Source organism: Pseudoalteromonas sp. L23 (assembly GCF_021728455.1).
GTDB lineage: Bacteria > Pseudomonadota > Gammaproteobacteria > Enterobacterales > Alteromonadaceae > Pseudoalteromonas.
The window spans coordinates 42,997-69,620 of sequence record NZ_JAKKCW010000017.1 but is presented as its reverse complement, the minus strand read 5'-3'; the positions used below and the strand labels follow the sequence as shown (position 1 = coordinate 69,620).

Here is a 26,624-nt window from a genome sequence, read left to right as displayed (position 1 = left end):
TTGATGCAGTCGAAGACGTAATTGGGTAATTCATCATGAGTGTAATTAAGCATTTTAGACCGTCGGTATTGCAGTTGCCATCGCCAACGGGCAGCAACTACAGTGAAGAGTGGACAATCAAGCTTCAGGCGGGTTTAACCTATCATTCGATTGAGTTGGAAACCAACCTAAAGCACGTTGAGACCATTAAAAAAATCACGCTGGATATTGGCGGTACGCCTATCGTGCAAGTGACTAACAAAATGTTGGATTTGCTAGACACGATGTATGAAAAGTTCAAACAAACAGGACGTTTTGTATTGGACTTTAGCCAACATGAGTACCGTACACATGGCGGTATCTTTATGACTGAGTTGGTTACGTTGCTAACTGATGACGTCACCCTAAAAATTGAAGTCGGCACTAAAGGCGCTAGTGACCCAACGTCACCCGTGATTATGGGTAAGGCGTTTGTGACGGACACTAACCAGCTAGGCCGTATCTTTAAACCAACACGATACGAATTAACGCAACATGCTGCAGCTGCGGGTGAGCACTCTTGGACAATGCCAAACACGGGTCCTAATCGTTGGGTGCAAAAAATGGTGTTTGATGAGTCAGAAGTCAAAATCACCAAAGTGCGCGTCAAGCGTGGTGGCCGAACCGTTGAAACGCTAACCCGTGAAGACATCGACTATCAATTGCAGCGCTACAAAGGCGTGAAGCCTCAAGCAGGTTATCTGCTGTTGGATTTCACACTATTTCGTTTTGGCTCTGCCAACGCAATGCCAACACTCGGCCTGAACTTTGAATTTGAAGTGGACAGCAACGGCGCGATTAAAACCTATGTTCAAGGTTTTGACCAAGTGAAGCCGTTTCCCGTTCCTAAGGGGGCGTAATGTCTAATTTTTTGCCTGAGTTCCTATCAGACGGATTTGAGAGCGTATCAGGCTGGTATAACGAGTATGTTGATCCACACCTAGGCAAAATTGACGAGTTACTTGGGATTGGTCGCACAGCATACGAGCAAGAAGCCGCGAAAGACCCAGAGGTGTTGAAGCGAGCTGAGCCAGTCAAAGGTCGAAATAAGGATGGTTCGACTGTGGTCGCGCAACCGAGCGTACAAATGCCGTTTAGCCAAAACACCATGATTTTTGGTGGTATTGGTGCGGCAATTATATTGGTCTTACTACTAAGGAAATAGTTTATGCCTGTATTTGTTTGGCCGCTTGTAACAGGGATTGGTGGTTTAATCGTGGGTAGCTCAATGGGCAGTTTGATGCGCTCCGTGGTTAAAATCGCCACCGTTGCAGGGCTGGCCTATGGTGCGTTTTTGTTATGGGGGCAAGGCTAATGCTTCCCCTGCCACAAAACTTTACCAATACGGGGCAAATGCCGATTAATGGCGGTCATGCTACGTCGGGGAACGGTGACTCTGTTTATAACAATCACACCCGATTTGGTGGCATGACCTACAACAAAGGCATCCCACAGTGGGCAATTTTTGCGGCCGTTGGTGTGGCGCTTGTACTGGTATTTGGCCGTGCAAAGCGTTGAGCTAACTGATTCGGTTTTACGTGTTCTGCGCCCCGCGCTTTTTAATGCGAAAGGGACAATTAAACGCGAGATACGACAAGGAATATCACAACTTCACCAAATAGGGCAATTGTACGTGGTGACGCGCAAGGAAGCGCAAGAGTTGGTGATAGTCGCGGTCGCGGGGCGCAACCTTTTAGATGCAGTACCATCGCTTATTCGCTATGCGCAACAGCAGCAATGCGGCTCAATGCGGTGGCATACACGTAACCCTGAATACATTCGGCACGGATTTGCCAATTTACCAGCACAGCTGGTTGAAAAACGAAGAGGGATTTTTCATGACGAATACGTTTATAGGTTGGTGTTAAATGGGCGGTAAATCCAAAAGCAGTCAAAGCACTTCAACCAATCAAACCTCTACCAGTGTCGTCAACGATGGTCAGTTTGCAGGGGCGAGCAATGTTGATGCAAGTCGTACAGACATACGTAATGACTACGACATAGACAACTCAGTGCGCCATGACTATGCATATGATTTCGAAATTGATAACTCACTAGAGCAAGAGTGGAGTGACTCGTTTAATACGGATAACTCAATTAACAATGATGGAGATTTTGCTGGTAACCGCGGCATTATCAACATGTTGGATGGTGGGGCAATTGAAGCAGCGAAAGAGATTAGCTTAGGTGCTTTTGATACGGTCGAAACGGCATTAGAAACGGTTGATAGGTCACTAGATGCAAATTCGGCAGTTGCTAGAAATGCAATTAGCAGCATGGCGGGACTAAATGCCGATTTAGCTGATGTGTATAGTGACGCGCTCAGTGACTCGACTGAAAACACACTGGAAATGATGCGCGAAATGGCAGGGGATAGTCTGTCAGTCGCAACGGGGTTCAGTGATGGGATTGCCAAAACATTAGGTAACTCGTTTACAGGTGGGCTAGAAAGCATTGAGGGCATTGCAACATCACTAAATGATGGTTATTCGCAAAGTCTGGATGCGGTGACGTCAGGATTAAATGCTGTCACTGAGCTGACAGATAAAGTACTAGCTGGAAACAACGACTTGGTGTTGGGGCTGGCGGATTCTCACACGGAAAATCTAGGCGCGATAAACGGTCTTGCTGAAAGTGTGCTGGGCAGTAACAGCAGCTTGATTGAAAACATGTCTAAGGATTTGAGTGAGGCGCATCAATCTAATTTGGCGCACTTGAGTGGTACGCAGTCAGATGTGACTCAGTTCTTGGCTACCAGTGCCAGCGAGAATATGAAAGCAAACACATTAGCGCTGGATAAGGTCGCTGCACTGGCAAAAAGCACATCGTTGCAGGGGCAGGATTTAGTCGCGCAATCGGCTAGCAGCATGATTAAGTATATCTCAGTCGCGCTGGGCTTAACGGTTGCAGTTGTTGCAGTGGCACTGATAGCAGGGAAGAAGTAACGATGGCCAAAATAACCGTAGCAGCTAACTCGGCTCGTTCGGTAAGTACCGCGGCGCGTTGGTTATCCATTATCAATGCGTCAGACACCTTTGCAATTGAGTGTAATGAATTTACGGACGTAGTGGGCGCGGTTGGTCGTCAATACGACCTAGAAAAAATTTCTACGGTCACATTCATCAATGAAAGTGATGAGTTGCTGCACATAGAATATGAAGTGGCTAACCTGCGCATTACCTCTACTGCTTCGAACAACGTCAAAATCACGAATGCACTGACCATTGCCCGAGTGCTGGACACATTAAACGTGCGTGCGGTTAATGTGTCGGCCACTCGGTTTAATTCATTGGATGACATCATTATTGAACCCCATAGCCGCAAGCGGTTGGTCGTCGACAATGAATTACGCCATGAGCTGATAATCAAAAATATCAGCGTACACAATGAAACCGTTCGTGTTGGCGGTAGTGATTGCGGGGCAACCAACGGCTTGCCAGTTGTTAAAGGCGGCACACTTGCACTTACTAATGGTGCTGAGATTTACGCCTATAACACAGGTGATAGTCAGGCAAAACTTAGCATAGTTGAGGTGTTGCAATGAGCTACTTAGTTGAGCCAATGAATACCGATGTGCTTGCACAAATACTTATGCAAATTGACCCCGCGCAAACTGATGCGGTGACACTCATGCACGGTATTGCCAATTCGCAAACGGCACTTGCAACGGCGGTAACTGGACTGCTCACCCGCGAGCTGAAAACGTGGCGTGATAACAATGTACTGACCAATATTGTGAGCCAAAACGCAGCACAAAACCTAACACTAGGCGCTGATCTGAATGCAGCAACGGAAACGCTAGTCGAACTCTCAACCGTTCGACTAGAACAGATTAACGAACAAATTAAGGATGATGTATGAGTGATTTGCAAAACATGGCTGATTTAGTCAGCACCGGCAATCAACTACTAGACGACATTCGCGGCGGCGCAATCTCGCGCATGGCGCACGAACACCAAACGCAACAAGCTGAGTTCAAGAGCGAGCATGATGCAAAAAGCGCTCAGTTCCAAGCCGAACACAATGCGCAGATGCAGCAGCATGATGCAGCTGTTGCCAGTCGACGTGCGGCAGTGGATGCGGTATTAGATGATTTGGCGGGGCATACCGTTATGAATATTCATTACTATGATAGAGCAATACACTCAAAAGAGTCTTTGAATATTAAACCTGATCCAAATGACGAAACTCGCTCCGAGTGGGTTAGAGTGCCATATTCAGGAAATGCTCCATATTGTTATGACAATGAGCAGGGGCTAACCGTTGTGCATACTGCAGTGTGTAGTGCAAGCCCTCCTGGTTATCCGGATTTTGCGTCAGATAAATCAGTTTCTAGAATCCAGTTTGTAATAGCGAATAGTCGTGCCACTTCTGAGCAAATAAATAAATTGTTTGATTCCAGTGATTTTTATGGTGCGTGGAATATCTGTGCGCAGACGTTAAGAATACCTACCATCAACATTGCAGGCTTACACCATTATCAATGTTTATTTGTTCGGTTTGTTAATCAAGCATTCAATGCTGGAGATACTGCCCAGAACATAATTGAATTTGGCGGTAACTCAAAATTTGCAGTGGACAAAGTAATTAACTATCCGCGTATTGCCAAGTAAGGGAAATTAAATGTTTATAAATACAAATAATGGCGATGTTGCGCTAGATGAAAACTGTCTGGATGCCCTCAAGGAAAAAGGTTATTCGACTGACGATGCAACGGCACTTATTAAAGCTGCAATGGCAAAGCATGAATTAAACACCGTGTTACAGCAACGTCAACAAGCCTATAGAGCCGAAGCGGATGCGCTATTTTTAGCATGGCAATATGACCAAACGCCAGAAGCGGAACAAGCATGGCGTGACAAGGTTGCCGAAATCAAACAGCGTTACCCAAAACCCGCTTAGGCATAGACCATGCCTAAGCATCTAATCGCAATAGGATTTGCAGTAGTAGCAATAGGGATATTCTTAATGGAACGACCAAACTTAAACGTTCGGAACAATAACCCGCTCAATATCCGTGAAAATGGCACGGATTGGGAGGGGAAAGCAGGGCATAGCGGTGGATTTGTAAAATTCACCTCTCCTGAGTACGGCTTTCGGGCTGCTTATCGCACGCTGATGACATACCGAAACCACCACGGTTTAGACACCATTGAGGGCATTGTCAGCAGATGGGCGCCAGATAACGAAAACCACACAGAAGGTTATATCAACTACATTCGCGAAAAGATGGACTTACAACCAACAATCACGAATTTCTGGAGCGATACCGTACCACTCGAGCGCTATGCAGAACTCATGTTACACATGGCCAACATGGAAGGTGCAAAAGGCGCGTTTACCATTGAACAGGCAAAACAAGGGATTGCATTGGCATGAGAATATCACGGCGAGATAAAAAGCGGATAAGACTGCTTTTAGGTGTCAGTGGTTCAGTTGTTTTCACGATAATGTTAGCCACAGCGCTTAGAAAAGGTAAAATGCCAAATGCATTCTATGTTGGTGCCGCAGTGACAGGACTATCATTGTCGGCTAACAGCATCAAGGATGGGCTATGACCACAAAATGGCTAATCACAACAATCACGGGCGCGGTACTTGGCGCGTTCGTGGTTTACCAGATTAAAAAGCGAACCAAAGGGATTTTGGACGATGAGTAAATTTAGCTGGCTTGGGGTTGTTTTCAGCCCTATTACGCAGTGGCTCAAAAATCGCGGCGAAAAGCAGCAAGCCGCACATCAACGAGACTTGGCTATTATCAATAACCAAGCCCGACTTGCACAAAGCACGAAAGACTACAACCATGAGTGGGAAATGGCATCATTGCAAGATAAAGACAAAACTCTGCGCTTTATCAGCTATTTCATGTTCACCTCACCAATACTGATAACGGTGATCAGCCCAACTCACGGAAACCAGATTTTTACTAACTTAGAATCTGTTCCCAGCTGGCTAGTGCAAACATGGGTTGCCATTAACGGCGGGGTGTGGGGTATCGCATCACTTAAAAATGTAGTGCCTGAATTTATTCATAACTTTAAAAGGAAAGGGGCTGACAATGGAAATGTCACTAAACCTACGTGACTTTGCTTTTCTGCTTGCACAGGCCGTTATGGTCACAACGGTTATAGTGACAAACAAGCAAAGTATTACTCACCTAAAAACACAGCAAGAGAGCCTAAAAGAATGGCTCGAAGCCCTACAGAATGAACTCAAAGAGTTGCGCATCAAACTCGGAAAGTGAATACGATTTCGGGGGCACACTGGGGACATTCCAAGCCCAGATCTACCCCATATTGAACCAATTCCCAAACCATAAATAAACAAAAACCCCATCAAAAACAGTGTTTTGATGGGGTTTTAGTGTCGCTATTTGGTGGAGCTGGGGGGATTTGAACCCCCGTCCGGAAAGCGTCGACCTTCGGTCCTACATGTTTAGTATCGTCTTTTGGTTAACCTTTAAATCTCGGACGAACACGATAAGTAAAGGCGAGGCCGCTTAGTTTTAGCCCTTCAACCCCGGCCAGGGTTTCCGTAGCGATCTTGTGTAGGGTGACACTCCAGAACCAGATCCACAAGAATATCATGGAGGAGTGCTAGCGGGCTATTATGCCGCTAGAGCGTAGTTATCGTCGTTTGCGATTACTTTAAATACGGCTTTTTTACGAGGCCAGCCGCACCTCGACATGCACCTTAGGCTTCTTGAATCCCGTCGAATCCTAATCAGCCCCTGAATAAATTCAGTACTGTTAGTGTCTATACATCTAACTATGTCTCGCATTATACATAGGATTAATGTCATTACAATGGCTTATCATGCCATTTGCTGATGATTTAACGAAGCAGAGGCGTGTTTGATTAATTACTCACCGATTGTTGAACAAGACCGTAAGTGTTGAATATATGCGACTAAGCACTTGCAAAGAATCGTCCTTTGCCACCATATTGATAGTTCTCTAAAGTATTGAGCAGCTTTTCAGAAAATTGAATTTCTGTTTCTGAACGGCCACTCCGGCGGGCCTCTCTTAAGCTGGCTTTTTGCATGGCGATAACGTCGATTTTTTCATTCTCGGCTCGTGAAATATCGGCAGGAGAGGGGAGTCCACTCCTCTGACTTAGACCTTGCTCAACAGCAAAATAATGTAAAGAAAGCGAAGCATGCTGCCCTAAATCCAATATTCCTTCGTCATACAGCGCTTTGGATGCTTGAGAAAGCTCTTTTTTGGTGATGTGGGTAAAGTCGAATTGCGCTTCTTTGGTATGGCTATCTGTTGCCTCTGACGCTGGCAAAACGCTTCCCTTCGCTTCATTTTCGATTGATTGCGCGCGTCGCACCTGAGCCTGATTATATAGCATTGCCTGGTGTTGAACTTTCATTTAGCAAATCCTTCTGAAATATGTATAACAACTTCAGCAAGGTTTATGCCCAAAAGTGGCTCAATAAGCTTAAACCTTCTAGCCAAGGAGTGCGTTTTCACTTATCCCGATATGAACCATAAAGGTCGAAACGCAATTTCGCTGTTAAGGTGTTGGAGGCATTGATACCAGACAGAACTCAGCTCTAAAGTCATGTTATAGGGTTGTGCTAAAAGGAAAGTGGATTATTGTACGGCGACAGAAAGCGGCGCACTCGCTACCGCTTTTGTGTGTTTGTAGGGTTGATAAACGCAGCGCCAACAAACGCTGGATATGTTGCCTTTTGTGTTTACGCTCCGCGCAACCAGTTGCGTAGTCTATCTTTAAGTTGGCTAAGGTCGTCTTCGCAGATCAGGCCAATTTCTAGTGCTTTGGCGCGCAGTCTTTCCGAGGTTCTAATGCCTTGATAGCTCACCAGTAGGCCTCTTGCTTGTACGCCGCCAAACAGCTCGCTGAGGGAATCAAGTTTGTATATCACTTGGTTGCCTTCCCCTTTACTAAACTTTTTGGTTTTGCATTCAATAAGGTGAAGCTTATTGTTAGCGAGCGCCACAATATCTAGCTCGTTATTGACATAGCCTTGCCCCACGCGACGTTTAATCGCAACGCCTTGAGCGACATCTTGTAAAATGGTGAGTTCTTTTTTTAGGCTGAGGAGCGTGGCGTAAACATATTCTTCTAGCCAGCCACCGTTGGCAAAAAAACGAGCGCCTTCATTAGCAAACTTTAATTTGTCGTCTTGCCTTGTGGCGACGTTAGCATCTTCTAAATCGTCAATGAGTGTTTGCAAACTTGGGCTATTCATTTGGCTGCGACTCAAAGGCTCACTAATAAGTGCATTATCTTCGCTGCTGGCAGCGAGGTAGTTGAGCTGGGCGAGAGCATGGCTAAAATCTGTTTGACTGGTTGCCCATTTGGCACCGAGCTGGCGATAGCGAATATCAACGATACCCTCATTTGCAATTTCGGTGATATCGCCGTCGATGAGGTTAAAAAAATCGCGTATCTTTAATTTATCGGCAAGGATGGTGTTGACTCGCTCTGTTGGTACAAGCCAGTGAAGTTCGTCGCGCTCGGGTTCAATGATAAAACATTCTATTGGATAGGCGCGGATCACCTCATACATCGAAAGTAAGTGTTGGCGGTCGCCGCAACTGGCATTAAACACAAATTGGGTATCTGGTTGTTCGCTAATTAGGGTATCAATGAGCTGGTGGAAGCTGTCGATTAAGGTGTCACTATCTCGGCTGGTAGGAATAAGGGCGTGATGTACTTTTACCCCTCTTGGCCCCAACACTCTTTTAATATCTTCAAGGTTTTGTTGTTGTTGAGATTCTATTAAATAGAGTATTTCATCCGAGTCGATATTGTGGTCGAGTACAGGTGTAAGCGTGTTAATAAAGTTAGTGTCGATAAAACTAAGGTGTACGTGCTTTGTCATGACTGTCCGTAAAAGTTATGTCCTTCATGAAAGATGAAATTACCCTATAAAACGGCAAGTGTAAAACAGAGTAATACTTAGTTATGAATTTGCCGCCATTTGGCGTGAAATCCCAAAGTTTGTCTAAAGTTCTGCACTGTAAAGTCGATAAATCTAAGGAAAATAATAAGTTGTACTTTTAATGCACGGAATGATTTACATTCATTTATAATTTGTAGCAGTTCAGGTAATGTTAAGCTTAACAATTTGGCGAAGTTATGCTCAAATGAGTTCGCTGCATTAAAAATAACAACATAACAATAAGATCGTGCATACTTTTCAGGGTTGATGAATGTCATTATTTCGTTTTGATGAGGATGAGGGCTATGTCTACTTGCTCTCTCATCCAGTGGAATCCGGATTTCCGGCGAGCTCGTCTCAATTGATAGAGATGATTGAGGAGTCGCCATATGCGGATTTTGAAATCATTCATGCCAATATAGGTCAATTATTTGCTGCTAGTGAGACGCCCGAGCAGGACTCGCTGATTGTGGCTCGCGCTATCGATGCGTCTATTTCTGTGCGTATTGAAGAAGGCAATATGCTTGCCGAAGCGAGAGTAACCACAGCCCGAGGCGGTAAGTTGGTTTGTATGAACAAAGCCAAACAAGCATTAAAGCAAGCTGGTATTAAAAAAGGTGTCAGTGGCAAAGCCCTCGATAATCTTCTCGGTCAGCAGTTAGAACTCCCTCCTGGACACACTTACAATGGTATTGTTGCGCATGGTCAACGAGCCAAAGATGGCAATGACGCACGGTTTGTGCGCCTGTGTATGACAGCGCAGGACAGAGTGCTCAGCCCGCAAGAATCGAGCGGCGGTAAGGTCGATATGCGCAACTTAGGTGCTATCATCACCGTAAAGCCGGGCAGCCCATTAATGAAAAAAGTCCCGCCAACTGAAGGCGAGCCGGGCTATACCGTGTTTGGTGACGTGATTGACCCTAAACCAGGAAAAGACGCGCCACTTGAGGTGTCAGAAGGCACCAAGCTCGATCCCAACGATAAGAACCTGCTTATTGCCGATTCAAAAGGCGTGCCTGTAGCCGTTCCTCGTGGCATGCGTGTTGACGATGTGCTGTGTTATGAAAACATTGATGTGACGACTGGGCATGTTGAGTTTGATGGCAGCGTGATTGTGAGCGGTGATATTAAAGATGGAATGCGTGTTAAGGCTTCGGGCGATATTACTGTTATTGGCTTTGTGGAATCGGCCATTCTTGAAAGTGGTAGCGCGGTCACGATAATGCTTGGCACCATTGGTCGTAAGCGCACCGAAGGCGAACCTTTTTCGTGTTCGATTAAAGCAAAGCGCAGTGTTTCGTTAGGCTATGCGCAGTACTGCCGAATTGAAAGCGAACAAGATATTCTCATTGAACGTCAAGCCTTGCATTGTGACTTGGCTTCCAAGCGTTTAATCAAAATCGGTAAAGGTGAAACCCCCAGAGGCAAGCTGATTGGCGGAAATGTATTGGATGCCATGCGTATTGAAACGGGTGAACTTGGAGCACCATCAGGCACAAGAACGCGTATTTCATTAGCCCAAGATTGGGATAGTTTGCACGATAAGCACCGCGAATTAGTGGAGTTGGAAAAGGTGCTGGCGTCCAAAGTCATCGATATTAAACAAGCCATGAATAAAGCACAGGCGTCGCCGCAATCGCAAAAACGAGATGCATATCTTGCCAAGTTGCAGCACAGCGAAATGCAAATCAACAAACATTACGGCCGTAATCAGCGTAACATCGGGTTAATACAGCAAAAAATACATCGATTAGCACGCTTGAGTCGAGTCACTGTTAATGAGCTCATGCACCCCGGAACTGAAGTGAAAATAGCGAGAGACACTAAACTGTTTTCACGAATTTACCCGCCTAATTTCGTTAAATTGCATGAAGGTAAGATCATGCAGCAGTTTACGACTGCCAAAACCGCAGAAATAGCTTAAAAACGAGCACTTATAAAAATGCCAGCTGGATTTGCTGGCATTTTTATTATTCGGTGTCGGTTGTTGAATCAGGTTCTGACTCGGCTTCAGGCTCTGGTAATGGCCAGCCACCTAATGCTTGCCACTTGTTGACTATGTAGCAAAAGAGCTCTGCGGTGCGCTCTGTGTCGTAAAGTGCACTGTGTGCTTGACTGTTATCGAACTCGATACCTGCTGCACGACATGCCTTTGCAAGCACCGTTTGCCCTAGAGCAAGCCCGGCAAGTGAAGTGGTGTCAAAGCTGACAAATGGGTGAAAAGGTGTGCGCTTTATCTTGTTACGCTCAATCGCTGCATTTAAAAAACCGTGATCAAAAGCGGCATTATGGGCAACGACAACGGAGCGTTGACAGCCCGCGGCTTTTTGGGCTTTACGCACGGCTTTGCAAATTTCTTTCAGCACTTCATCTTCCGCAACTGCGCCTCTGAGTGGTGAAAATGGATCAATGCCATTAAAGTCAATCGCAGCTTGCTCAATATTTGCGCCTTCAAAAGGCGCAACATGAAAGTGTACTGTCTGATCTAAGCTTAATACCCCGTCATCGTCCATTTTTAACATACTGACGGCAATTTCTAGTAGGGCGTCAGTATCTTTATTAAAGCCAGCGGTTTCCACGTCGATAACTACAGGAAAGAAGCCGCGAAAGCGTTTTGAAAATAGGGTTTGCTCGGTATCAGACATAATCTTCTTGGTTTGTGAAATTTAGCGGCCTATTATACTGATACCTCGACAAGAAGCGAGCAGCTTGAGAGCGCTTAGTATGGTACATTTATTGCTTAACTCTAAATAGCGCGAATTGGTAGAGATAAGCTCTAGTTTTTGGCGTGTTGAGCGCATGTAGATTAATGGTTGATGTTGTGAGGTGTGGGGTGATCAAGTTATATAAATCAGTAGGTTGGGTTGGTATATCGTTATGCGCCATTACCTTTAATAGCGAGGCTGCAATGCGGCAATACGCTGCCGAAGCTGATTCATCACATTGGAATGTTGACCAAAACAATCGCTTGAGTTGTGCGCTTAATCATGAAGTTCCGTATTACGGTGAAGCTATATTTTCAAGTAATGCCAGTAAAAATAAAGACTTAACCTTTAACCTTGATATGATGGTACGTCCTGAAAGTTACGATTTTGCAGGACTTGAATCGGTGCCACCGCTTTGGCGAGCCGGCAAACCGGCAAGAAGCATCGGGCAAATGAAATTACTGAAAAAATTTGACGGTGAACTTGAAAATGACGTCGCGTGGCTGTTGCTGACTGAGCTTGAAAAGGGCTACTTTCCCACTTTTTATTATAAAGATTGGCACAACGACGTAGATAAAATCTCAGTTTCTTTGTCGTCAGTGAACTTTAAACAGGCATATTGGGCGTTCTTACAATGTCGCGATAACTTGTTGCCATACAGCTTTGAAGACATCGCTTTTACGGTGATGAATTACAAGAAAAATTCCAGCGAACTGACAAAGTCGTCACGCAAACGCTTGGATATGATCGGCGAATATCTTAAAAATGACTCGAAAATTGAGCAAATTTATATTTCGGCCTATAGCGATAGTTATGGCGGCCGTGATACCAACCTGAGGTTGTCAAAGAAACGTGCCGAGGCGATTAAATCATATATGGCGAGCTTAGGGGTTGAAGAGAATAAGATTATGACTGACGGCTTTGGCGAAAAACGCCATATTGATACCAACGACAATGCTATTGGTCGCGGTAAGAACCGTCGAGTCGTGATCCAAATTTCAAGACCTTGATGTTGGGGTTTTGGTTTTGTAGTGGGTTGTTGGTTAGTTGGGTTGTCGGCTTAAAAGCCGACCTACAAGCCGAGACACGGTGCTGATATCGGTTTTATTCTAATACCGTACTACATGACGCTTTTAATGCATTGGCATGGCTTAGCTGATTGTGATAGGTGATGGTAATGGGCTGTGCGGTGTTTATCTCATAAGCCAGTGCTAAATCTAATTCTACGCTTTTACTTTGCCCAGCATTTAGGGTCATAAATTCATTGGCTGTCGGCGCGAGTCGTTTCGCCATGGGTCCTTGATAATTAAGCGACTTACCATTTTGTGTTACCTCTAAAAATTGGCTCCACCAGCCTTCAAAAGGGGTATGCCAAATTAGAAACTTTTCATCATTATGGCCTGCGTTGGTAAAAGTGAAATTAATGGGGTAGGTCATACCTGAGTCGGAACCCTTACTCACACTGCATTGAATGTTACTTTGTGCATTCATCGTTGCCTCTGATTTTGTAGTTGGGGCGGTGTCGTTGCAAGCTTGGAGCAGCATAGCAGCGGTGATCATCATTAGGGGTTTCAACATACTGTTTTTGAGCCTGTTGCCACGCTCATTCCTTTTTTATTTTCAACGTAAATACTTTGCACTATGCTGAGTATTACAGTCGAATAACGAATCGCATACTCTCATGACCAAAAATAATAACAAAGAGTTCAATTCTTTTGCATCGTTTTACCCTTATTATCTCGCGGAGCACAAAAACAAAACCTGTCGTCGCTTGCATTTTATTGGCTCAACCTTAGTGCTCTTGGTTTTGCTCTTTGCTCTTTGCGCTGGTTTTTGCATATTGGTCTTTACTATGGTTGTTGCCAATCGCGGGTTATGGTTTTGCTTGGGTGGGGCATTTCTTTTTTGAAAAAAATAAGCCTGCGACATTTCAATATCCACTGTATAGCTTGATGGGTGACTGGGTCATGTACAAGGACATTATCCGTGGTAAAGTACCTTGGTAAAGGAGACTCAGTAGATAATAAAAATGAATGTAAAACAAAGTGTTATTGCTATGAGCTGTGCCGTTTTACTGGCTGGTTGCCAAAGTGTGTCAGCCACTGGCACACGCACGCTAGCAACTTTTAGTGTAGATAATACTCAGTGCTACGACCGCAAGGCGCAATCTAGTTATTTTGCCGTTGATTCTCATCACCATTTTCAGCCATTTCGGGGAGATGCGGTCCCGTTTGATAAGCTCGTTACTTGGGCAGAGCGTGTGGGGGTGGTGTTTATCAATGTTTATGGCATTGGTCAAACCTACGAGCGAAAGTCCGATTGCTTTGGTGAGCGTGGGTGCTACAGCCAGTTGATTTCACCCAGCATTCAAAATGACTTTAAAAATGCGAGCAATTATCTTAAATATGGCGCAGATAACGTGCATATAACCTTGTCTATGACCTTTGCTGACTTACACAAACCAGAGACTATTTTGCCAAAAATGGCACTACTTGAAGGCGAGTTTGGTGACTTATTTCGTTGGATGGGAGAAGTGAATTTAGTTAAAGCAGCGCATTTTGGTAATGGGCATCAAGCGGTAGAAAAAGAGACTATCGCCAAGTGGCAGCCATTTATGGCTGTGCTAAAAGAAAAGCGTATTCCGCTTGCTCTGCACGCTGACTTAGGCGATAACAACACGCCACTTAAATACTTACCTTTGCTTGAGGAAGTGCTAAAGCGCTACCCAGAAAACGATATTATTTGGATGCACATGGGAGTATCAAAAGAGCTAAGCCAAATTGATCCGGAGCTACACATAAACACCATGGAGCGGTTATTCTCCCAATATAAAAACCTAAAGGCCGATCTGTCATGGCGGATTTTGTACGACTATTATTTTGGTGACCCGAAAATTCAGGGGCAGTATGTTGAATTTATTAATGCCCATGCTGAGCGTTTTTTGCCAGGCAGTGACTTCGTCGCTAGTAAAAATAAACGCTTTTTCGATTATTTAGAAGAAGTCGATATCAATAGCCGAATTCTCGCCGAACTTGATGACAATGCTTTTCGCCAGATCGCCTTAGGTCAAAACTACTTTTCGCTATTAGATTTACCTTATCGCGCGCCAGAGATTTGTATTATACCAATTGTATTAAGTAAATGAGCTATTTTGAAGCGGGGAAATAGCTTTAGTAGCAAGGCAAAAATTTTGCTATTTAGTTGTTCTAAATGAGAAATTTTTAACGAAGCTAATATGATATTTCACTCTTCAAATTGATTGGAGAATTAATTCAATTGGTATTACAGCGTCTCCTTGAGCATGGATAGCACATCGTTTACGTCTAGCTTCATCACTTTGTCGGTGTTTGCGAGCAATTGATCCGCGAGGTCTTTTTTATGGTGATGGAGCTCGACAATTTGCTCTTCAATCGTGCCTTTGGCAATTAAGCGATAAATAGTAACGGGGCGTGTTTGTCCCATTCTATGTGCGCGGTCTGACGCTTGCTCTTCAACCGCAGGATTCCACCAAGGATCCATGTGAATAACATAATCTGCAGCGGTAAGGTTCAAACCAGAGCCTCCGGCTTTGAGGCTAATTAAAAATACCTCGCCTTCACCTTTTTGAAAGGCATTCACGGCCTTCTGACGTGCTTTGCTTGGGGTGCTGCCATCTAAATATTGAAACCTGATCCCGCGTTTTTCCAAGCGAGCTTTGATAAGTTGCAAATGGCCTACAAACTGACTGAATATAAGTGCCTTGTGATTGTTCTCTTGCAGCTCGGTCAGAAGCTCATCCAATGCCGCTAATTTCGAGCTGGTTATCTGACTTTCTGCCATTAACAGTTTTGGATGACAACAGGCTTGGCGCAAGCGGGTTAGCGCTGCCAGCATTTTAAAGCGTTGTTCATTGGCACTGTCTTGCTGTGTTGACTGTGAAATTTCGTCAATGGCATTTTGGCGCAGCGCTTCGTAAAAGGTTTGTTCTTCTTGGCTCAATTGAATTGGTACATTGATCTCAGTGCGTGGTGGCAATTCAGTTAATACCTGATGCTTCATACGGCGCAGAATAAAAGGCTGGATCAGGTGTTTTAGGCCTTTACGGGCACGGTGTGCTGCGAGCTTATCTTCATTGGCGTTTTCAATGGGAGCGGAAAACTTTTCGCTAAAGCGTTTGAGGTTACCGAGCAACCCTGGGTTTACAAAACGAAAGAGTGACCAAAGCTCGGTGAGGTTATTTTCTATTGGGGTCCCTGTGGTGATCAGCTTAAATTTGCCTTTGAGCGCGCACGCGGCTTGAGTACGTTTTGCTAAAGGATTTTTTAGCGCTTGGGCTTCATCGGCGACAATGGTTTCAAAAGCGATAGGCTTTAAGATATCAACTTCGCGCTGTAGTAGACCATAACTTAATATCACACAATCCAGTGGTTGCAAGTTGCTCAGCATCTCAGCTCTAGCATCAGAATGTGGATAGTCAGAAAAGAGTTTCACCGACAAGGTTGGAGCGAACTTTTGGATTTCTTGTTGCCAGTTGAAGCAGACCGATGTTGGCGCGATGACAAGCGTCGGGCCGACATTGGCACGGGCCAATATCATCGCCAGCGCTTGGATGGTTTTACCCAATCCCATATCATCGGCAAGGCATGCACCTGCACCCCAATGGGCAAGTCGCATTGCCCAGTCAAATCCCGCCTGCTGGTAGTCGCGCAGCTCGGCTTGTAATGTTGAAGGAAGCGTTGGAGTCAATGCGACGGCTTGCTGCATTTTTTCGTTTTGTTCTTCCCAAGCCGGCAAGGTTTTCATCCGCATTCCTGTGGTGGCTTCAGCAATTAAAGGCGCGGCTAACGGGTGAAACTTTCCGCCCTCGGTCGCGTTATTGAGCTGGTCAAGTTGCGCTTTTAAGTCACTTGAAAGCGCGAGTACTTGCTCACCGTCCAGCGCAATAAAGCGGCCATTGCTGGTGGCAACCATTTTTAGAAGCTGTTTAAGTTCGATAACTTGGTCATTACTTACTTGTAGCTCGCCGGTCATGTCGAACCATTCATTTTTCTTGCTCATGGCAAGTTGCAAATGTTGGCTTTCGAGCTTGCTACTGAGCTTAACCTTTTTGCCTTTAGGCCATCTGAGCTTGAGTGCCATAGGGCAAGGCTCTTGATTAATCACCAGCTCAAGTTCTTGCAGCACCTCTAGCGCTTCATCCATTTCGGCTAAACTTAAGCGATTATCCGTCATCTCCAAAAATAGCGGACAGTGCGTATCTAACTCATCCAATCTTTGCTGCTCAAGTAACAAGTTTCGGGTGGTGGATAAGCGCTTACCATCAATTTCGGCGCTGACAGTAGCAATACCGTATCCTGGATGAAAAATCGGCCCTTTTTCGCCAAAGGGCATGACCACACAGTGAAAATCGAGGCCTTGATGATAAGGTTGAATGTTAATAACAAGCGCCGATTGCGCCTCGATACTATCCAGCCCAGTATCTATATCAGCTAAATCAGACTGTACATTAAGATAAGGTGCGATGGCTTTAATACTCGATAGCACCTTTTGTTTTGCACTGGTAGGCACGGTTAATCCAGACTCGCCAATAATCTCAGCGACCTGTATATGTGACTGGTTAAACACAATAAACTCGTAGTGATGCTCAGCTTGCTGAGTAAATGAGTAGGTTTGCGGTTGACCAAAATAGCTGGGTAAATTAGGAATAGAGAGTAGCAGATCGTCGCCATGTTGACGGATGTGTAACTCGGGAGATTTCTCGGCAATGGTAATGGCTTGTTTTAAGTCTTCTTCATGGTATAGGTTGGTGGCGCCGACTGCGGCTTTTAACGCTGGAATTCCAGCAAGGGTGTAGTCCGCACGACCATTGTAGCCATAACCTGACTGTGGTGCGATGGCGTCGATCAGCTTTTTATCAGATTGGCTGATATAACTAAATTGCTCAGGGTGTTGTTTCAGTTGTTTGCAGGAAATTGGCTTACCTTTTCCCCAGCCTGTTTTACCCCGCTTTTGCTCGCGTGCTAAAAACTCAATATCAAAGCGACCTTGCCTAATTTGCCAAATCAGGCGAAATTGTTCGTCAACTTCTTGGCTGGTATTTGCGTTCGGGTTGAGCGCAATAAGCTTGTCCAGTGCCAGATCCCACGCCGTCTTTTTGGCAACAAGGTGACTAACATTAAGCTCGGGATTAAACGCAAGCGGATATTGCTCACCGTGCATTGCCAGCATCAACTGCTTTGCAAGCCCAGCAAAAAGAGGTAAAGAGAGGCGCTCAAAAATTGCGATGCAGTCGTCGAGACTGGCAAGCGCTTTGGCATCTAAGCTCTGATTACACCAGAAGTGTGCAAAGCAGTCGAGCAAGCGACCTAAGGAATAGTCAAAAACATGAGATTTCTTCAGACTTGAATAATTTAAATGGGCGCTGCTGTAGGTACTGTTTTGCGACAAGCTCTCTGCGCAGTATAACAGCACGTTATTGGCAAAGAAGTTATTATAAGGCGCTTTGCTGTCTTGGCTTTCAAACTCAAGCTGTTGAGAGAGGGTGTCAAATAATGCGGCATCATGGCTATTGGCTTGCTGCAATAACGCCAACTTATGAAACAAACCCAGTGTTCTACCTAGGTACTGCTTTTTACGTTTGGTGATTTTGTCTTTGGCTTTTAATGCTTGTTCAAAACAAACGATAATATCGTCGTGTTGTTGTAAAAAAGCAATGCTTGCCATAATTTGTGCACTATAAGCGGTTTGGATATTGGCTACCAACGCCTGAGCCTTATCCAATTGCAGGGTATAGATTTGATACTCTGCTAATAAACAGGTCAGTAGCGGGTTTTGTGTCTTTGCTTGAACCTGTGTGAGTATTTCAAGTGCATAACTGATGCTGTGACCACCTTGTAGTAAGGTATAGAGCAAAGTTGCAAAAGCTTGATATTGCAAGTCATCAGCAAGCGCCGAAAATCCTTCAACTGAAAAAGGATAAAAATACAGTGGTAATAGCACTTGATTGGTCTTATGACACACCGCCTGTGGGTCTTTCGCCAGTTCTAAATGATTGCGGGCTTTTGGTAGTTGGTTGATAAATAAAAAGTCTCGAATGAGTCGCTGTTCATCGGCAAATTGGCGTTCCCATTCATAAGCATTCAATACAGGGATAAACTCTTCAGCAGCGTTAAGGATTGCTAAAAACTGGCCGTCAGCCATGACTCGATGGCTTAAACTGGTCGCGAGTTTTAGATTTATTTGCACTCCATCTTCGTTAAAAGTCACTAACCCGTCTGAGCGCCACTTCATAATTTGGCTATGACTTACACCTTGTTCAAAGTCATTTTCGGGGATGATATCTTTTGCCACGAGTGCTTGAACTAGGCGTTTGAGTTTGATTGCTGAAACTGGTTTATAGACGACCGCCAGCACACTCAACAGCGTTTGCTCGTGCACAGGTAGGTTATGCACTTGATTGATTAGCGCTGTGATTTCTTTGTTAATTGCTGGTGGAAAGTCAAAATTCATCGTTTGGTTATAGTATTCAATTTAAGACACTGAAAACTACCATAATATAGGTTGAACTGCCATGAGGATAAGCTCAGTCAAAGTTCATTTTTCGGTTATGGTGATTCATTCAATACACTGAAAACTAGTACTATATTTAGTCTGAACTGCCATGAGGATAAGCAACAAGAAAGAAAGGGAGGTGAGGGAGGCGATGCCTCCCTTTTGGTTAGCCTAGCATGTTATACAGTAATGCAGAAACCGCCAGCAAGCCGACGAATAGTACAAAGTAAGTGCCAATGTGGCTTTTGTATTTTTGTAGTGCCGGTACTTTAAACACGGCAATGGTTGGCATGATAAACAAGATCATCGCAATAATCGGGCCTGAGATAGCCCCCATCATATCCAAAATACTTGGGTTTAATACGGCGCACACCCAAATAGCAACAAACATAAATACCACGCCTAGCTTGTCAGCAAGCTTGTAGCTCATACTCGTTTGCTTGGTTGCAAGGCCGTTAAAGCTTTCGCGTGCACCAAGGAAGTGGCCTAGGAAAGACGAAGTAATCGCGATAAATGCCACAAGAGGGCCAAGCATTTCAATAAATGGATTGTTATACACGTTAGCTAAATAGGATAAAACAGAGACGTTCGCCGATTTTGCTTCTTCCATTTGCTCTGGTGTTAGAGAGAATACGCAGGAGAACACGAATAGCAAAACAAACACTATCAACATAATGGAGGTCGTACGAAGGATCGCTTCTGATTTTTGAACTGCCTCACTTTTGTAGTGACGACGCTGCACGTTAGCAAAGCTAGATATAGCGGCTGCATGGCTAAATGAAAATACTACGATAGGAACGGATAGCCAAAGCAACTCGGTTAAGCTCGCAACGTCAGGCGTGCTTATCACTGGCATTTGCCAGTTAGGCACTAAATAGAGTGACAAAAACAGTAATACCCCAACCAGCGGGTAAACCAAAATAGCAAAAGCACGCAGTAGCAGCTTTTCGCCGCCTAGCATAATGGCAATCATCCCGGCAACGAGCAAACCGGAGAGTAAAATACGAGATGGCGATTCAAAGCCAAGTTGATTGACAATAAAGCTGTCGACGGTATTGGTTAGGCCAACACCATAGATAAGCAAAATAGGAAAAATAGAGAAAAAGTAAAGTAAGGAAATTAAACGGCCAGCACCTGCGCCAAAGTGCTCTTCTACTACATCCGTAAAATCGGCATTTTTTTGCTTTGATGAAAGGACGAACCGGGCCAATCCTCGGTGTGCTAAATAGGTCATAGGGAAGGCAAGCACTGTCATGATAACGAGTGGCCAAAAACCACCAATACCTATGTTAATTGGCAAGAATAAGATACCTGCGCCGACCGCAGTGCCAAATAAACTTAATACCCAATGTGTGTCGTGTTGGGTCCAGCGCCCGTCGCTGATGGTATTCATCTCCATCATCGCTTCAGAGGAATTACTCATATACTTGTTGTCCTGGATTTAGAATTATAATCGGGCGCATCATATAAAAAATGACGAAGTGTTGCATGTATAAACCGTCTACTCCGAGGAGTTATGCGGTGAAATACGTTTGTTTGACTAAAACTTGCTCAAGGTATGGTGGGTTCTTAACCGGTTATTGTAAATCTAAGTCTGCAAATGTTCTTAATTGTTACCACTGGCAATGAATTGCTAGCCGACTTATAAATAAATTTTTATTCTAGTTTGCAAAGAGAATTAAAATAACCAAGTGGAAAAGTATGTTCAAGCTAAACTCTCTATTGCTCGCTTCAACTTTGTTGGGAAGCTTCGCTGCTAATGCAACGATTGTCGAATTTCAAACTTCTCATGGTAGCTTTCAGGTCAATTTATTTGATGAAAGTACGCCTAAAACCGTGGAAAACTTTTTGAAATACGTAGATAACGGGCGTTATTCTGATACGGTAATTCACCGCGTTATTCCAGATTTTGTTGTGCAAGGTGGTGGCTTCAAATATGAAGGAGACGTGCCTCTTGATGCCATCGCTACTTACGATGCTGTAAAAAATGAACCTAAATGGTCTAACGTAAAAGGCACTATTGCAATGGCAAAGGTAGCAAATAGACCTGATAGTGCGACAAGCCAATGGTTCTTTAACTTGGTAGACAACAGTAAAAATTTGGACGTTGACAATGGTGGCTTCACGGTCTTTGGTCAGGTGACTGACAGTGGCATGGATATAATAGAAGCGATAGCTAAAATTCCTCGTTGTGGTAATGTGCCATTAGTTAACTTCACTGATGAACAGTGTAAAGATAGCAATAGTGAGCCGGGTGCAGCTAACTTTGTAACCATAAACGCAATTACTGTACTAGATGATGATCCCAAATCAGCTCAAGGCTTAAGCCCAAAAGCAAATACCTTGATTGATCAAGTGCCTGATAAGCCTTCAACTGACTCTGATTCATCTGGCGGTTCAATGTTTGCCGGCCTTATGTTGCTAGCAGGTATTGTCGGATTTAGACGTAGATTTCATAGGTAACCAAGTTACTTTGGTTGCAGATGCTAACGATAGCATCACAGTCCCTAGTTAACCTGATCTCAGGTTAATAACTTGGAAGCGCACTTCGGTGCGCTTATTTCTTTATTATTAAGTTATTCGTCTTCGCCAAACAGTGCAATCGCTTTTGTCGTCAAACTATACTGGTCACGGCCATCCACTTGGATAAGCCCTTCATTGAGGTGAGTAGTCACAACGTCTTCGAGTAGTTGTTGATCTACGTATGGGAGTGAAAAAGTGTGGTGATTGATATCGCACGATTCTGGAAAGCTTGCTTTCAGCTTAGACAGCAACATTATCGAATACATATTCTGTAAACGTTCCATAGCCGACCCTTTTATTATTCCAATTTTTGCGAGAACAATCCTAACAGTAAAATTGCGGGTTTGTCTATTTTTTGTGCTGGTTTATGAGGGGCAAAGATCCGCTGTGCTTGAGAAAATAAAAAGGGCCAATTTGGCCCTTCACAGTCTAATCTTATACGGCTTCAGCCGCTTTCTTCGCGAGGTATTCGTCGTACGTACCATGGAAGTCGGTGATCTTACCGTCTTTAATTTCCCAAATACGCGTTGCGAGTGATGAGACAAATTGGCGGTCGTGCGATACGAAGAATAACGTACCTTCGTATTGTTCAAGTGCCAAGTTGAGAGACTCGATTGATTCCATATCCATGTGGTTCGTTGGTTCGTCCATTAGTAGGATATTTGGCTTATGCATCATGATTTTACCAAATAGCATACGGCCTTGTTCACCACCTGAGATCACCTTAACTGACTTTTTGATGTCGTTTTGAGAGAACAGCATACGGCCAAGGAAGCCGCGTACGACTTGCTCGTCATCGCCTGGCTGTTGCCACTGTTCCATCCATTGGAAAAGATCCAGATCTTTTTCAAATTCGTCAGCATGGTCTTGCGCATAGTAACCAATATTGGCGTTTTCTGACCATTTATACTCACCTGCTTGCGGCGCTTTACGGCCTGCTAAGGTGTTGAGTAGTGTCGTTTTACCGGCACCATTTTCACCGATGATGGCAACTTTCTCGCCGACTTCAACAAGGCCATTTAGGTCAGAGAATAGGGTGTCGTCATAACCTTGTGATAGTGAGATAAGCTCAAGTGCGTTACGGAATAGCGGCTTTTCCTGCTCAAAGCGAATAAATGGATTTTGACGACTTGATGCTTTAACTTCTTCCAGTTGGATCTTGTCAATTTGCTTAGCACGAGATGTCGCTTGCTTCGCTTTTGAGGCGTTTGCAGAGAAGCGCGAAACGAACTGCTGTAGCTCAGCGATTTGCGCCTTTTTCTTAGCATTGTCTGACAACAGGCGCTCGCGAGCTTGCGTCGCAGCAAACATGTATTCATCATAATTACCTGAGTAAATACGCAGATCGCCATAGTCGATATCCGCCATGTGTGTACACACTGAGTTTAAGAAGTGGCGGTCGTGCGAGATGATGATCATAGTACAATCACGCTGATTCAATACGTCTTCCAACCACTTGATAGTATAGATATCCAAGTTGTTGGTTGGTTCGTCTAAGAGCATGATATCTGGCTCTGCAAATAATACCTGTGCAAGTAGTACACGCAATTTCCAGCCAGGAGCAACTTCTGACATCAAGCCATAATGTTGCTCGGTTGGAATACCCACACCGAGGAGTAATTCACCCGCTTTTGCTTCTGCGGAATAGCCATCCATTTCAGCAAATTGCGTTTCAAGGTCGGCAACACGCATGCCGTCTTCTTCGCTCATTTCTGGTAATGAGTAAATGCGATCGCGCTCTTGCTTGATTTCCCACAGCTCTTTATGACCCATGATCACTGTGTCTACAACCGTATATTGCTCGTAGGCAAATTGATCCTGATTTAGCTTAGCGATGCGCTCGTTTGGATCGTAGTTTACGTTACCTGCACTTGGCTCTAGCTCTTTGCTTAGGATTTTCATAAAGGTGGATTTACCGCAGCCGTTAGCGCCTATTAGGCCATAGCGGTTGCCGTCACCAAACTTAACGGAAATATTCTCAAACAGTGGTTTTGCACCAAACTGCATAGTGATGTTGTTACACGAAAGCATAAATTTGACTCATTACTGACAATTGCGGCGATCCTATCATTTATGGGTGACAAATGATGTAAAAAGTTTGGCTAACTCACACATTACTTTTGCAGCTGATATAGCAAAGACCTAGGCGTTGAAAACTTATCGCCATAAGATGTTTTGTTTACGATTTTATTAAATTTTATTTACCAATTGGGTGGTTGAATGTTAGCCTGTTTTAATGCGAAAGGATGGTATAAAAAACTAACTCTGGTGAACAAGGATGAAAATAGTTGAAGAAAAACATAATTGGTTGATTGACCAACAAATCGATGAGCTGGAAGTCTTACCACCCCATACCACAACCGCTCATTTACCGTCAGAAATTAGAACGCAACTAAAGCCTCATGCCAGTGATTGGATAGTATTGCAACAAAGACATAATTGGCGCCATGTTAAGCGTGACGAATTTACTCGTGTTTTTATAAAGATCAAAAAGGGCTTACAAAGTGTAAGGTCTGGCAGTGCTGCCGGTTCTAGAGAGCAGCTAATCATCGTTAAACGCAAGTCTTATTTCAAAGCAGAGATTAGAAACAATGCCTTTACAAGCAGTGGTGGGGTTGATCCTAATCAGCCCATTGGCGCAAGCCAATTAGACCCGTTAACACCGGTTGAACAGGTATTGGCCTCGATTAACGTCGATAAATCACCTGAGGTGGCTGAAAAGCGCATATTGGTGTCGCTGGAAGGGGAGTTGGCGGTGAGTTTTGTGATCCTAGGTGCTAATACTCCCACATTGTCCAGAGCTTCTGAAGGGACAACACAAACGCCTTTGATATTCGGCAAGTTGAGTGAAGATGGTCGCTATAGTCTAAAAGCAAAAATCTTGGGTGTGCCGGAGCAGGTGCTTTTTAACAATGTGCCCTATGCAGACCTACTTGATATAGAAAAAGTAAAAGCACTTAAGATTGGCGCTGAGGGTGGAGTGCAGCTGATTAAACACAGAGTGTCAGGTGAGGGTAATGTACACCTATATTTTATTAGCGAGCCACCGAGTATCGGGATCTTCTTTGATGGTACAGGCAACAACAAGTACAACGATATTTTGGACCCATTTGATGATAAAGAGCCGACGAATATCGCTAAGCTCCATGAGTTGTATGAAATGGATGATAAATTTCATTTTAAACATTATGTCGAAGGCGTAGGCACTAAGGCAGGAGAAGATAATAGTACAATTGATTTAGCCGTTGCCTACTCATTTGATGAAAGGTTGATAGAAGTCATAGATGTAATCGAGACGTTCATTAAGAGTAAAAGCTCAATTAGTCTTTGTAGCACGGTATTACTTGATTGCTTTGGCTTTAGTCGAGGCGCTGCGGCAGCAAGAGCACTTACTAATTTAGTCAATAAAATGAGGGAGAACCAGGATGCTAGACTAGCCGATAAAGAAGTGGTATTTCGCTTTGTTGGGATTTTCGATACCGTCGCGTCTATTGGAGGGGATGGAGATAATGATCATGGTGAGCTGTATGCGAAAGATGAGTTAGACGATGCGGTTAGACTCGATCTTAATCAAGCCAGTGCAGGGGCTGTATATCACTTAACGGCTTGGGATGAGCGGCGTGATAAATTCCCACTAAGCTCATTAAAAAATAAGGATGGTAGTTTGTTTGCTAACCATAAGGAAGTCTACTTGCCAGGTGTTCATTCTGATATTGGAGGCGGGTATGCCCCTATCAGTATTGATATTGAGTATCCTTTAAAGCGCATTCGTGGTATTCCCGGAAATCCAGAGCATGAAGCAAAAGTGCAACAAGCGAAATTAGCAATTGAACATAAATATCAGTGGCCTGGCATTAATGTGGATATGGTCTACCGCTTTAAAAGGCTAAGGTATGGTGCTAGTCGCTCGGGAAGAGATAAGGATTTTTACACCACATACCGGCCTGTTTGGAGACGTAAAATAGATAATACCCTTGCCCATTATGGACTGCACCAAATGTATAACGAGGCGATTCAACATGGCGTTCCGCTAAAAGAAATGGCGCGTCTTCAAAGTATCTACCCTTATGAACTTAGCAACAAGGTCGCAACTTTGGTACCTAAAGCTCTTAAAGCTGGGCCAGCAAGCCAAGCTTGGCAGAAACTATACGAGCATTATATCCATATTAGTTCTAGGTATTCGGGATTTACAGATAAATTGGCTCACGGTGAGGAAACAAAAGCAAAGTACGTGACTGAAAATGGACAAAGGGAAATGTTTTACAATAATGCAAAAGCGCTACCGCAGGTACAAATTTGGAAAGCATTTAAAAATGGAAATAAATCAATTTGGAGAAAAGGATGAACAATAAGTTCTATACCGTTTTATTGGCAGCAATACTGCTTTGCAGTTGCTCTTCAAGTACAGAATTGGATAAGTTGCGGATTGGTGTATCTTCTTACGAAAATAGTGACCTTATGGTTAGATTAGTGTTTGATGATAAGTTTTCTCCACCAGCAGGCTCAATAGGTTGTTGTTGGGGTAATGCTAATGCAAATAGTACGTTTTGGGGAGCTGAAATCCCGCATAAAGTGAAAGCGCAGTGGTGGGATTATAAACAAGGAAGGCATTACAACGCTGAGTTCAGTGTACAACGTGATAAAGCATACAAAATCGCAAAAAACCTGCCTAGTATTACCTTCCGCACGGGAGAGGTAAAGGAAGATCTTGTCCCTCAGATTATCTTTGGTTTTGGTGAAAAGGGTGAAGTAAAAATGTGGATTTCTAATGCACCGTTTGATGGCGTCGAAGGACGAATTTTAGAAGAAATTGGTTCGGCACAAGCGACTTGGGAACCCTTTGAATTAACCGATGAAATGTTTAATTAGATAAGTGCCCACAATCCAAAGTTAATATCTAAAACAAATGAGACTAGGGATGTTCGAATTGGA

The 26,624-nt window shown here is 44.2% G+C and carries 28 protein-coding genes, 1 other RNA gene and 1 pseudogene; 21 read left to right on the top strand and 9 right to left on the bottom strand.

Annotated features, from left to right (window positions below):
- Positions 1-35 precede the first annotated feature (35 nt).
- From L3V43_RS20630 to L3V43_RS20565, 14 genes are all read left to right on the top strand, one after another.
- Positions 36-878 (top strand): major capsid protein P2, encoded by an 843-nt coding sequence (locus L3V43_RS20630; RefSeq protein ID WP_010606456.1) that lies wholly within the window; start codon positions 36-38, stop codon positions 876-878.
- The gene (locus L3V43_RS20625; RefSeq protein WP_138583327.1) at positions 878-1,183 is read left to right on the top strand and encodes a hypothetical protein; all 306 of its coding nucleotides are present in this window, start codon (positions 878-880) and stop codon (positions 1,181-1,183) included. The genes L3V43_RS20630 and L3V43_RS20625 overlap by 1 nt, the downstream gene beginning before the upstream one ends.
- A 3-nt stretch (positions 1,184-1,186) precedes the next feature.
- Complete coding sequence (locus tag L3V43_RS20620) at positions 1,187-1,333, top strand: hypothetical protein (RefSeq protein WP_157782808.1); 147 nt, start codon at positions 1,187-1,189, stop codon at positions 1,331-1,333.
- On the top strand, positions 1,333-1,536 hold the full coding sequence (locus L3V43_RS20615; RefSeq protein ID WP_237117295.1) for a hypothetical protein: 204 nt from the start codon (positions 1,333-1,335) through the stop codon (positions 1,534-1,536). The genes L3V43_RS20620 and L3V43_RS20615 overlap by 1 nt, the downstream gene beginning before the upstream one ends.
- On the top strand, positions 1,505-1,897 hold the full coding sequence (locus L3V43_RS20610; protein WP_237117296.1) for a hypothetical protein: 393 nt from the start codon (positions 1,505-1,507) through the stop codon (positions 1,895-1,897). The genes L3V43_RS20615 and L3V43_RS20610 overlap by 32 nt, the downstream gene beginning before the upstream one ends.
- Entirely contained in the window at positions 1,887-2,963 is a 1,077-nt protein-coding gene (locus L3V43_RS20605; protein WP_237117297.1) for a hypothetical protein, read from the top strand. The genes L3V43_RS20610 and L3V43_RS20605 overlap by 11 nt, the downstream gene beginning before the upstream one ends.
- A gap of 2 nt (positions 2,964-2,965) precedes the next feature.
- A complete protein-coding gene (locus L3V43_RS20600; RefSeq protein WP_237117298.1) occupies positions 2,966-3,562 on the top strand; it encodes a hypothetical protein in 597 nt (198 codons plus the stop codon).
- Positions 3,559-3,879, top strand: coding sequence for a hypothetical protein (locus tag L3V43_RS20595; RefSeq protein ID WP_237117299.1), 321 nt, complete (start codon positions 3,559-3,561; stop codon positions 3,877-3,879). The genes L3V43_RS20600 and L3V43_RS20595 overlap by 4 nt, the downstream gene beginning before the upstream one ends.
- Positions 3,876-4,631, top strand: coding sequence for a hypothetical protein (locus L3V43_RS20590; RefSeq protein WP_237117300.1), 756 nt, complete (start codon positions 3,876-3,878; stop codon positions 4,629-4,631). The genes L3V43_RS20595 and L3V43_RS20590 overlap by 4 nt, the downstream gene beginning before the upstream one ends.
- Before the next feature lie 10 nt (positions 4,632-4,641).
- A complete protein-coding gene (locus tag L3V43_RS20585) occupies positions 4,642-4,920 on the top strand; it encodes a hypothetical protein (protein ID WP_237117301.1) in 279 nt (92 codons plus the stop codon).
- A 9-nt stretch (positions 4,921-4,929) separates the two neighbouring features.
- On the top strand, positions 4,930-5,397 hold the full coding sequence (locus tag L3V43_RS20580) for a hypothetical protein (RefSeq protein WP_237117302.1): 468 nt from the start codon (positions 4,930-4,932) through the stop codon (positions 5,395-5,397).
- Complete coding sequence (locus tag L3V43_RS20575; protein WP_237117303.1) at positions 5,394-5,576, top strand: hypothetical protein; 183 nt, start codon at positions 5,394-5,396, stop codon at positions 5,574-5,576. The genes L3V43_RS20580 and L3V43_RS20575 overlap by 4 nt, the downstream gene beginning before the upstream one ends.
- Before the next feature lie 93 nt (positions 5,577-5,669).
- The gene (locus tag L3V43_RS20570; protein ID WP_237117304.1) at positions 5,670-6,101 is read left to right on the top strand and encodes a hypothetical protein; all 432 of its coding nucleotides are present in this window, start codon (positions 5,670-5,672) and stop codon (positions 6,099-6,101) included.
- A complete protein-coding gene (locus L3V43_RS20565; protein WP_237117305.1) occupies positions 6,076-6,261 on the top strand; it encodes a hypothetical protein in 186 nt (61 codons plus the stop codon). Before L3V43_RS20570 ends, L3V43_RS20565 begins: the two co-directional genes overlap by 26 nt.
- Positions 6,262-6,391: 130 nt before the next feature.
- Here L3V43_RS20565 and ssrA read toward each other — a convergent pair.
- From ssrA to L3V43_RS20550, 3 genes are all read right to left on the bottom strand, one after another.
- Positions 6,392-6,748, bottom strand: a transfer-messenger RNA (tmRNA) gene (gene ssrA / locus L3V43_RS20560).
- 178 nt (positions 6,749-6,926) lie between these two features.
- Positions 6,927-7,394 (bottom strand): hypothetical protein, encoded by a 468-nt coding sequence (locus L3V43_RS20555; RefSeq protein WP_237117306.1) that lies wholly within the window; start codon positions 7,392-7,394, stop codon positions 6,927-6,929.
- Between the two features lie 328 nt (positions 7,395-7,722).
- Positions 7,723-8,874 carry a DUF1887 family CARF protein gene (locus L3V43_RS20550; protein WP_237117307.1) on the bottom strand — a complete coding sequence of 384 codons (1,152 nt, stop codon included), beginning with the start codon at positions 8,872-8,874 and terminating at the stop codon, positions 7,723-7,725.
- A 331-nt stretch (positions 8,875-9,205) separates the two neighbouring features.
- Between L3V43_RS20550 and L3V43_RS20545 the strand changes: the two genes are divergently transcribed.
- Positions 9,206-10,858, top strand: coding sequence for a FapA family protein (locus L3V43_RS20545; RefSeq protein ID WP_206471620.1), 1,653 nt, complete (start codon positions 9,206-9,208; stop codon positions 10,856-10,858).
- A 46-nt stretch (positions 10,859-10,904) separates the two neighbouring features.
- Here the strand turns inward: L3V43_RS20545 and rnt are convergent, their stop codons facing one another.
- Entirely contained in the window at positions 10,905-11,579 is a 675-nt protein-coding gene (gene rnt / locus L3V43_RS20540; RefSeq protein WP_010606467.1) for a ribonuclease T, read from the bottom strand.
- A gap of 164 nt (positions 11,580-11,743) precedes the next feature.
- On the opposite strand from rnt, the gene L3V43_RS20535 reads away from it, so the two are divergent.
- Positions 11,744-12,649 (top strand): OmpA family protein, encoded by a 906-nt coding sequence (locus tag L3V43_RS20535; RefSeq protein WP_237117308.1) that lies wholly within the window; start codon positions 11,744-11,746, stop codon positions 12,647-12,649.
- Between the two features lie 94 nt (positions 12,650-12,743).
- Here L3V43_RS20535 and L3V43_RS20530 read toward each other — a convergent pair whose 3' ends face one another.
- Positions 12,744-13,217, bottom strand: coding sequence for a hypothetical protein (locus L3V43_RS20530; protein WP_029215860.1), 474 nt, complete (start codon positions 13,215-13,217; stop codon positions 12,744-12,746).
- A 103-nt stretch (positions 13,218-13,320) separates the two neighbouring features.
- Between L3V43_RS20530 and L3V43_RS20525 the strand changes: the two are divergent.
- Positions 13,321-13,645 (top strand): annotated as a pseudogene (locus L3V43_RS20525) (DUF962 domain-containing protein).
- Between the two features lie 23 nt (positions 13,646-13,668).
- Positions 13,669-14,784 carry an amidohydrolase family protein gene (locus L3V43_RS20520; protein ID WP_237117309.1) on the top strand — a complete coding sequence of 372 codons (1,116 nt, stop codon included), beginning with the start codon at positions 13,669-13,671 and terminating at the stop codon, positions 14,782-14,784.
- 137 nt (positions 14,785-14,921) lie between these two features.
- Here the strand turns inward: L3V43_RS20520 and L3V43_RS20515 are convergent, their stop codons facing one another.
- Positions 14,922-19,127, bottom strand: coding sequence for a DEAD/DEAH box helicase (locus L3V43_RS20515; RefSeq protein ID WP_237117310.1), 4,206 nt, complete (start codon positions 19,125-19,127; stop codon positions 14,922-14,924).
- 208 nt (positions 19,128-19,335) lie between these two features.
- Complete coding sequence (locus L3V43_RS20510) at positions 19,336-20,592, bottom strand: aromatic amino acid transport family protein (protein WP_010606473.1); 1,257 nt, start codon at positions 20,590-20,592, stop codon at positions 19,336-19,338.
- A 278-nt stretch (positions 20,593-20,870) separates the two neighbouring features.
- Between L3V43_RS20510 and L3V43_RS20505 the strand changes: the two genes are divergently transcribed.
- On the top strand, positions 20,871-21,632 hold the full coding sequence (locus tag L3V43_RS20505; protein ID WP_102056545.1) for a peptidylprolyl isomerase: 762 nt from the start codon (positions 20,871-20,873) through the stop codon (positions 21,630-21,632).
- A gap of 113 nt (positions 21,633-21,745) precedes the next feature.
- Here L3V43_RS20505 and L3V43_RS20500 read toward each other — a convergent pair whose 3' ends face one another.
- Both L3V43_RS20500 and L3V43_RS20495 read right to left on the bottom strand, forming a co-directional pair.
- Entirely contained in the window at positions 21,746-21,976 is a 231-nt protein-coding gene (locus tag L3V43_RS20500) for a hypothetical protein (protein ID WP_045965390.1), read from the bottom strand.
- A gap of 151 nt (positions 21,977-22,127) precedes the next feature.
- Positions 22,128-23,723, bottom strand: coding sequence for an ABC-F family ATPase (locus tag L3V43_RS20495; protein WP_010375453.1), 1,596 nt, complete (start codon positions 23,721-23,723; stop codon positions 22,128-22,130).
- Positions 23,724-23,970: 247 nt separating this feature from the next.
- On the opposite strand from L3V43_RS20495, the gene L3V43_RS20490 reads away from it, so the two are divergent.
- Both L3V43_RS20490 and L3V43_RS20485 read left to right on the top strand, forming a co-directional pair.
- The gene (locus tag L3V43_RS20490; protein WP_235368025.1) at positions 23,971-26,037 is read left to right on the top strand and encodes a DUF2235 domain-containing protein; all 2,067 of its coding nucleotides are present in this window, start codon (positions 23,971-23,973) and stop codon (positions 26,035-26,037) included.
- Positions 26,034-26,561, top strand: a complete 528-nt coding sequence (locus L3V43_RS20485) for a hypothetical protein (protein ID WP_102056548.1) — start codon at positions 26,034-26,036, stop codon at positions 26,559-26,561. The genes L3V43_RS20490 and L3V43_RS20485 overlap by 4 nt, the downstream gene beginning before the upstream one ends.
- Positions 26,562-26,624 lie beyond the last annotated feature (63 nt).

Bases quoted from the DNA above. Each gene is read 5' to 3' on its own strand.
- L3V43_RS20615 (WP_237117295.1), top strand. From the start codon at position 1,333: ATGCTTCCCCTGCCACAAAACTTTACCAATACGGGGCAAATGCCGATT.
- L3V43_RS20500 (WP_045965390.1), bottom strand. From the start codon at position 21,976: ATGGAACGTTTACAGAATATGTATTCGATAATGTTGCTGTCTAAGCTG.
- L3V43_RS20495 (WP_010375453.1), bottom strand. From the start codon at position 23,723: ATGCTTTCGTGTAACAACATCACTATGCAGTTTGGTGCAAAACCACTG.
- L3V43_RS20550 (WP_237117307.1), bottom strand. From the start codon at position 8,874: ATGACAAAGCACGTACACCTTAGTTTTATCGACACTAACTTTATTAAC.
- L3V43_RS20625 (WP_138583327.1), top strand. From the start codon at position 878: ATGTCTAATTTTTTGCCTGAGTTCCTATCAGACGGATTTGAGAGCGTA.
- L3V43_RS20485 (WP_102056548.1), top strand. From the start codon at position 26,034: ATGAACAATAAGTTCTATACCGTTTTATTGGCAGCAATACTGCTTTGC.
- L3V43_RS20600 (WP_237117298.1), top strand. From the start codon at position 2,966: ATGGCCAAAATAACCGTAGCAGCTAACTCGGCTCGTTCGGTAAGTACC.
- L3V43_RS20515 (WP_237117310.1), bottom strand. From the start codon at position 19,127: ATGAATTTTGACTTTCCACCAGCAATTAACAAAGAAATCACAGCGCTA.
- L3V43_RS20630 (WP_010606456.1), top strand. From the start codon at position 36: ATGAGTGTAATTAAGCATTTTAGACCGTCGGTATTGCAGTTGCCATCG.
- L3V43_RS20520 (WP_237117309.1), top strand. From the start codon at position 13,669: ATGAATGTAAAACAAAGTGTTATTGCTATGAGCTGTGCCGTTTTACTG.
- L3V43_RS20545 (WP_206471620.1), top strand. From the start codon at position 9,206: ATGTCATTATTTCGTTTTGATGAGGATGAGGGCTATGTCTACTTGCTC.
- L3V43_RS20565 (WP_237117305.1), top strand. From the start codon at position 6,076: ATGGAAATGTCACTAAACCTACGTGACTTTGCTTTTCTGCTTGCACAG.
- L3V43_RS20555 (WP_237117306.1), bottom strand. From the start codon at position 7,394: ATGAAAGTTCAACACCAGGCAATGCTATATAATCAGGCTCAGGTGCGA.
- L3V43_RS20620 (WP_157782808.1), top strand. From the start codon at position 1,187: ATGCCTGTATTTGTTTGGCCGCTTGTAACAGGGATTGGTGGTTTAATC.
- L3V43_RS20580 (WP_237117302.1), top strand. From the start codon at position 4,930: ATGCCTAAGCATCTAATCGCAATAGGATTTGCAGTAGTAGCAATAGGG.
- L3V43_RS20595 (WP_237117299.1), top strand. From the start codon at position 3,559: ATGAGCTACTTAGTTGAGCCAATGAATACCGATGTGCTTGCACAAATA.
- L3V43_RS20535 (WP_237117308.1), top strand. From the start codon at position 11,744: ATGGTTGATGTTGTGAGGTGTGGGGTGATCAAGTTATATAAATCAGTA.
- L3V43_RS20590 (WP_237117300.1), top strand. From the start codon at position 3,876: ATGAGTGATTTGCAAAACATGGCTGATTTAGTCAGCACCGGCAATCAA.
- rnt (WP_010606467.1), bottom strand. From the start codon at position 11,579: ATGTCTGATACCGAGCAAACCCTATTTTCAAAACGCTTTCGCGGCTTC.
- L3V43_RS20585 (WP_237117301.1), top strand. From the start codon at position 4,642: ATGTTTATAAATACAAATAATGGCGATGTTGCGCTAGATGAAAACTGT.
- L3V43_RS20575 (WP_237117303.1), top strand. From the start codon at position 5,394: ATGAGAATATCACGGCGAGATAAAAAGCGGATAAGACTGCTTTTAGGT.
- L3V43_RS20570 (WP_237117304.1), top strand. From the start codon at position 5,670: ATGAGTAAATTTAGCTGGCTTGGGGTTGTTTTCAGCCCTATTACGCAG.
- L3V43_RS20490 (WP_235368025.1), top strand. From the start codon at position 23,971: ATGAAAATAGTTGAAGAAAAACATAATTGGTTGATTGACCAACAAATC.
- L3V43_RS20530 (WP_029215860.1), bottom strand. From the start codon at position 13,217: ATGTTGAAACCCCTAATGATGATCACCGCTGCTATGCTGCTCCAAGCT.
- L3V43_RS20605 (WP_237117297.1), top strand. From the start codon at position 1,887: ATGGGCGGTAAATCCAAAAGCAGTCAAAGCACTTCAACCAATCAAACC.
- L3V43_RS20510 (WP_010606473.1), bottom strand. From the start codon at position 20,592: ATGAGTAATTCCTCTGAAGCGATGATGGAGATGAATACCATCAGCGAC.
- L3V43_RS20505 (WP_102056545.1), top strand. From the start codon at position 20,871: ATGTTCAAGCTAAACTCTCTATTGCTCGCTTCAACTTTGTTGGGAAGC.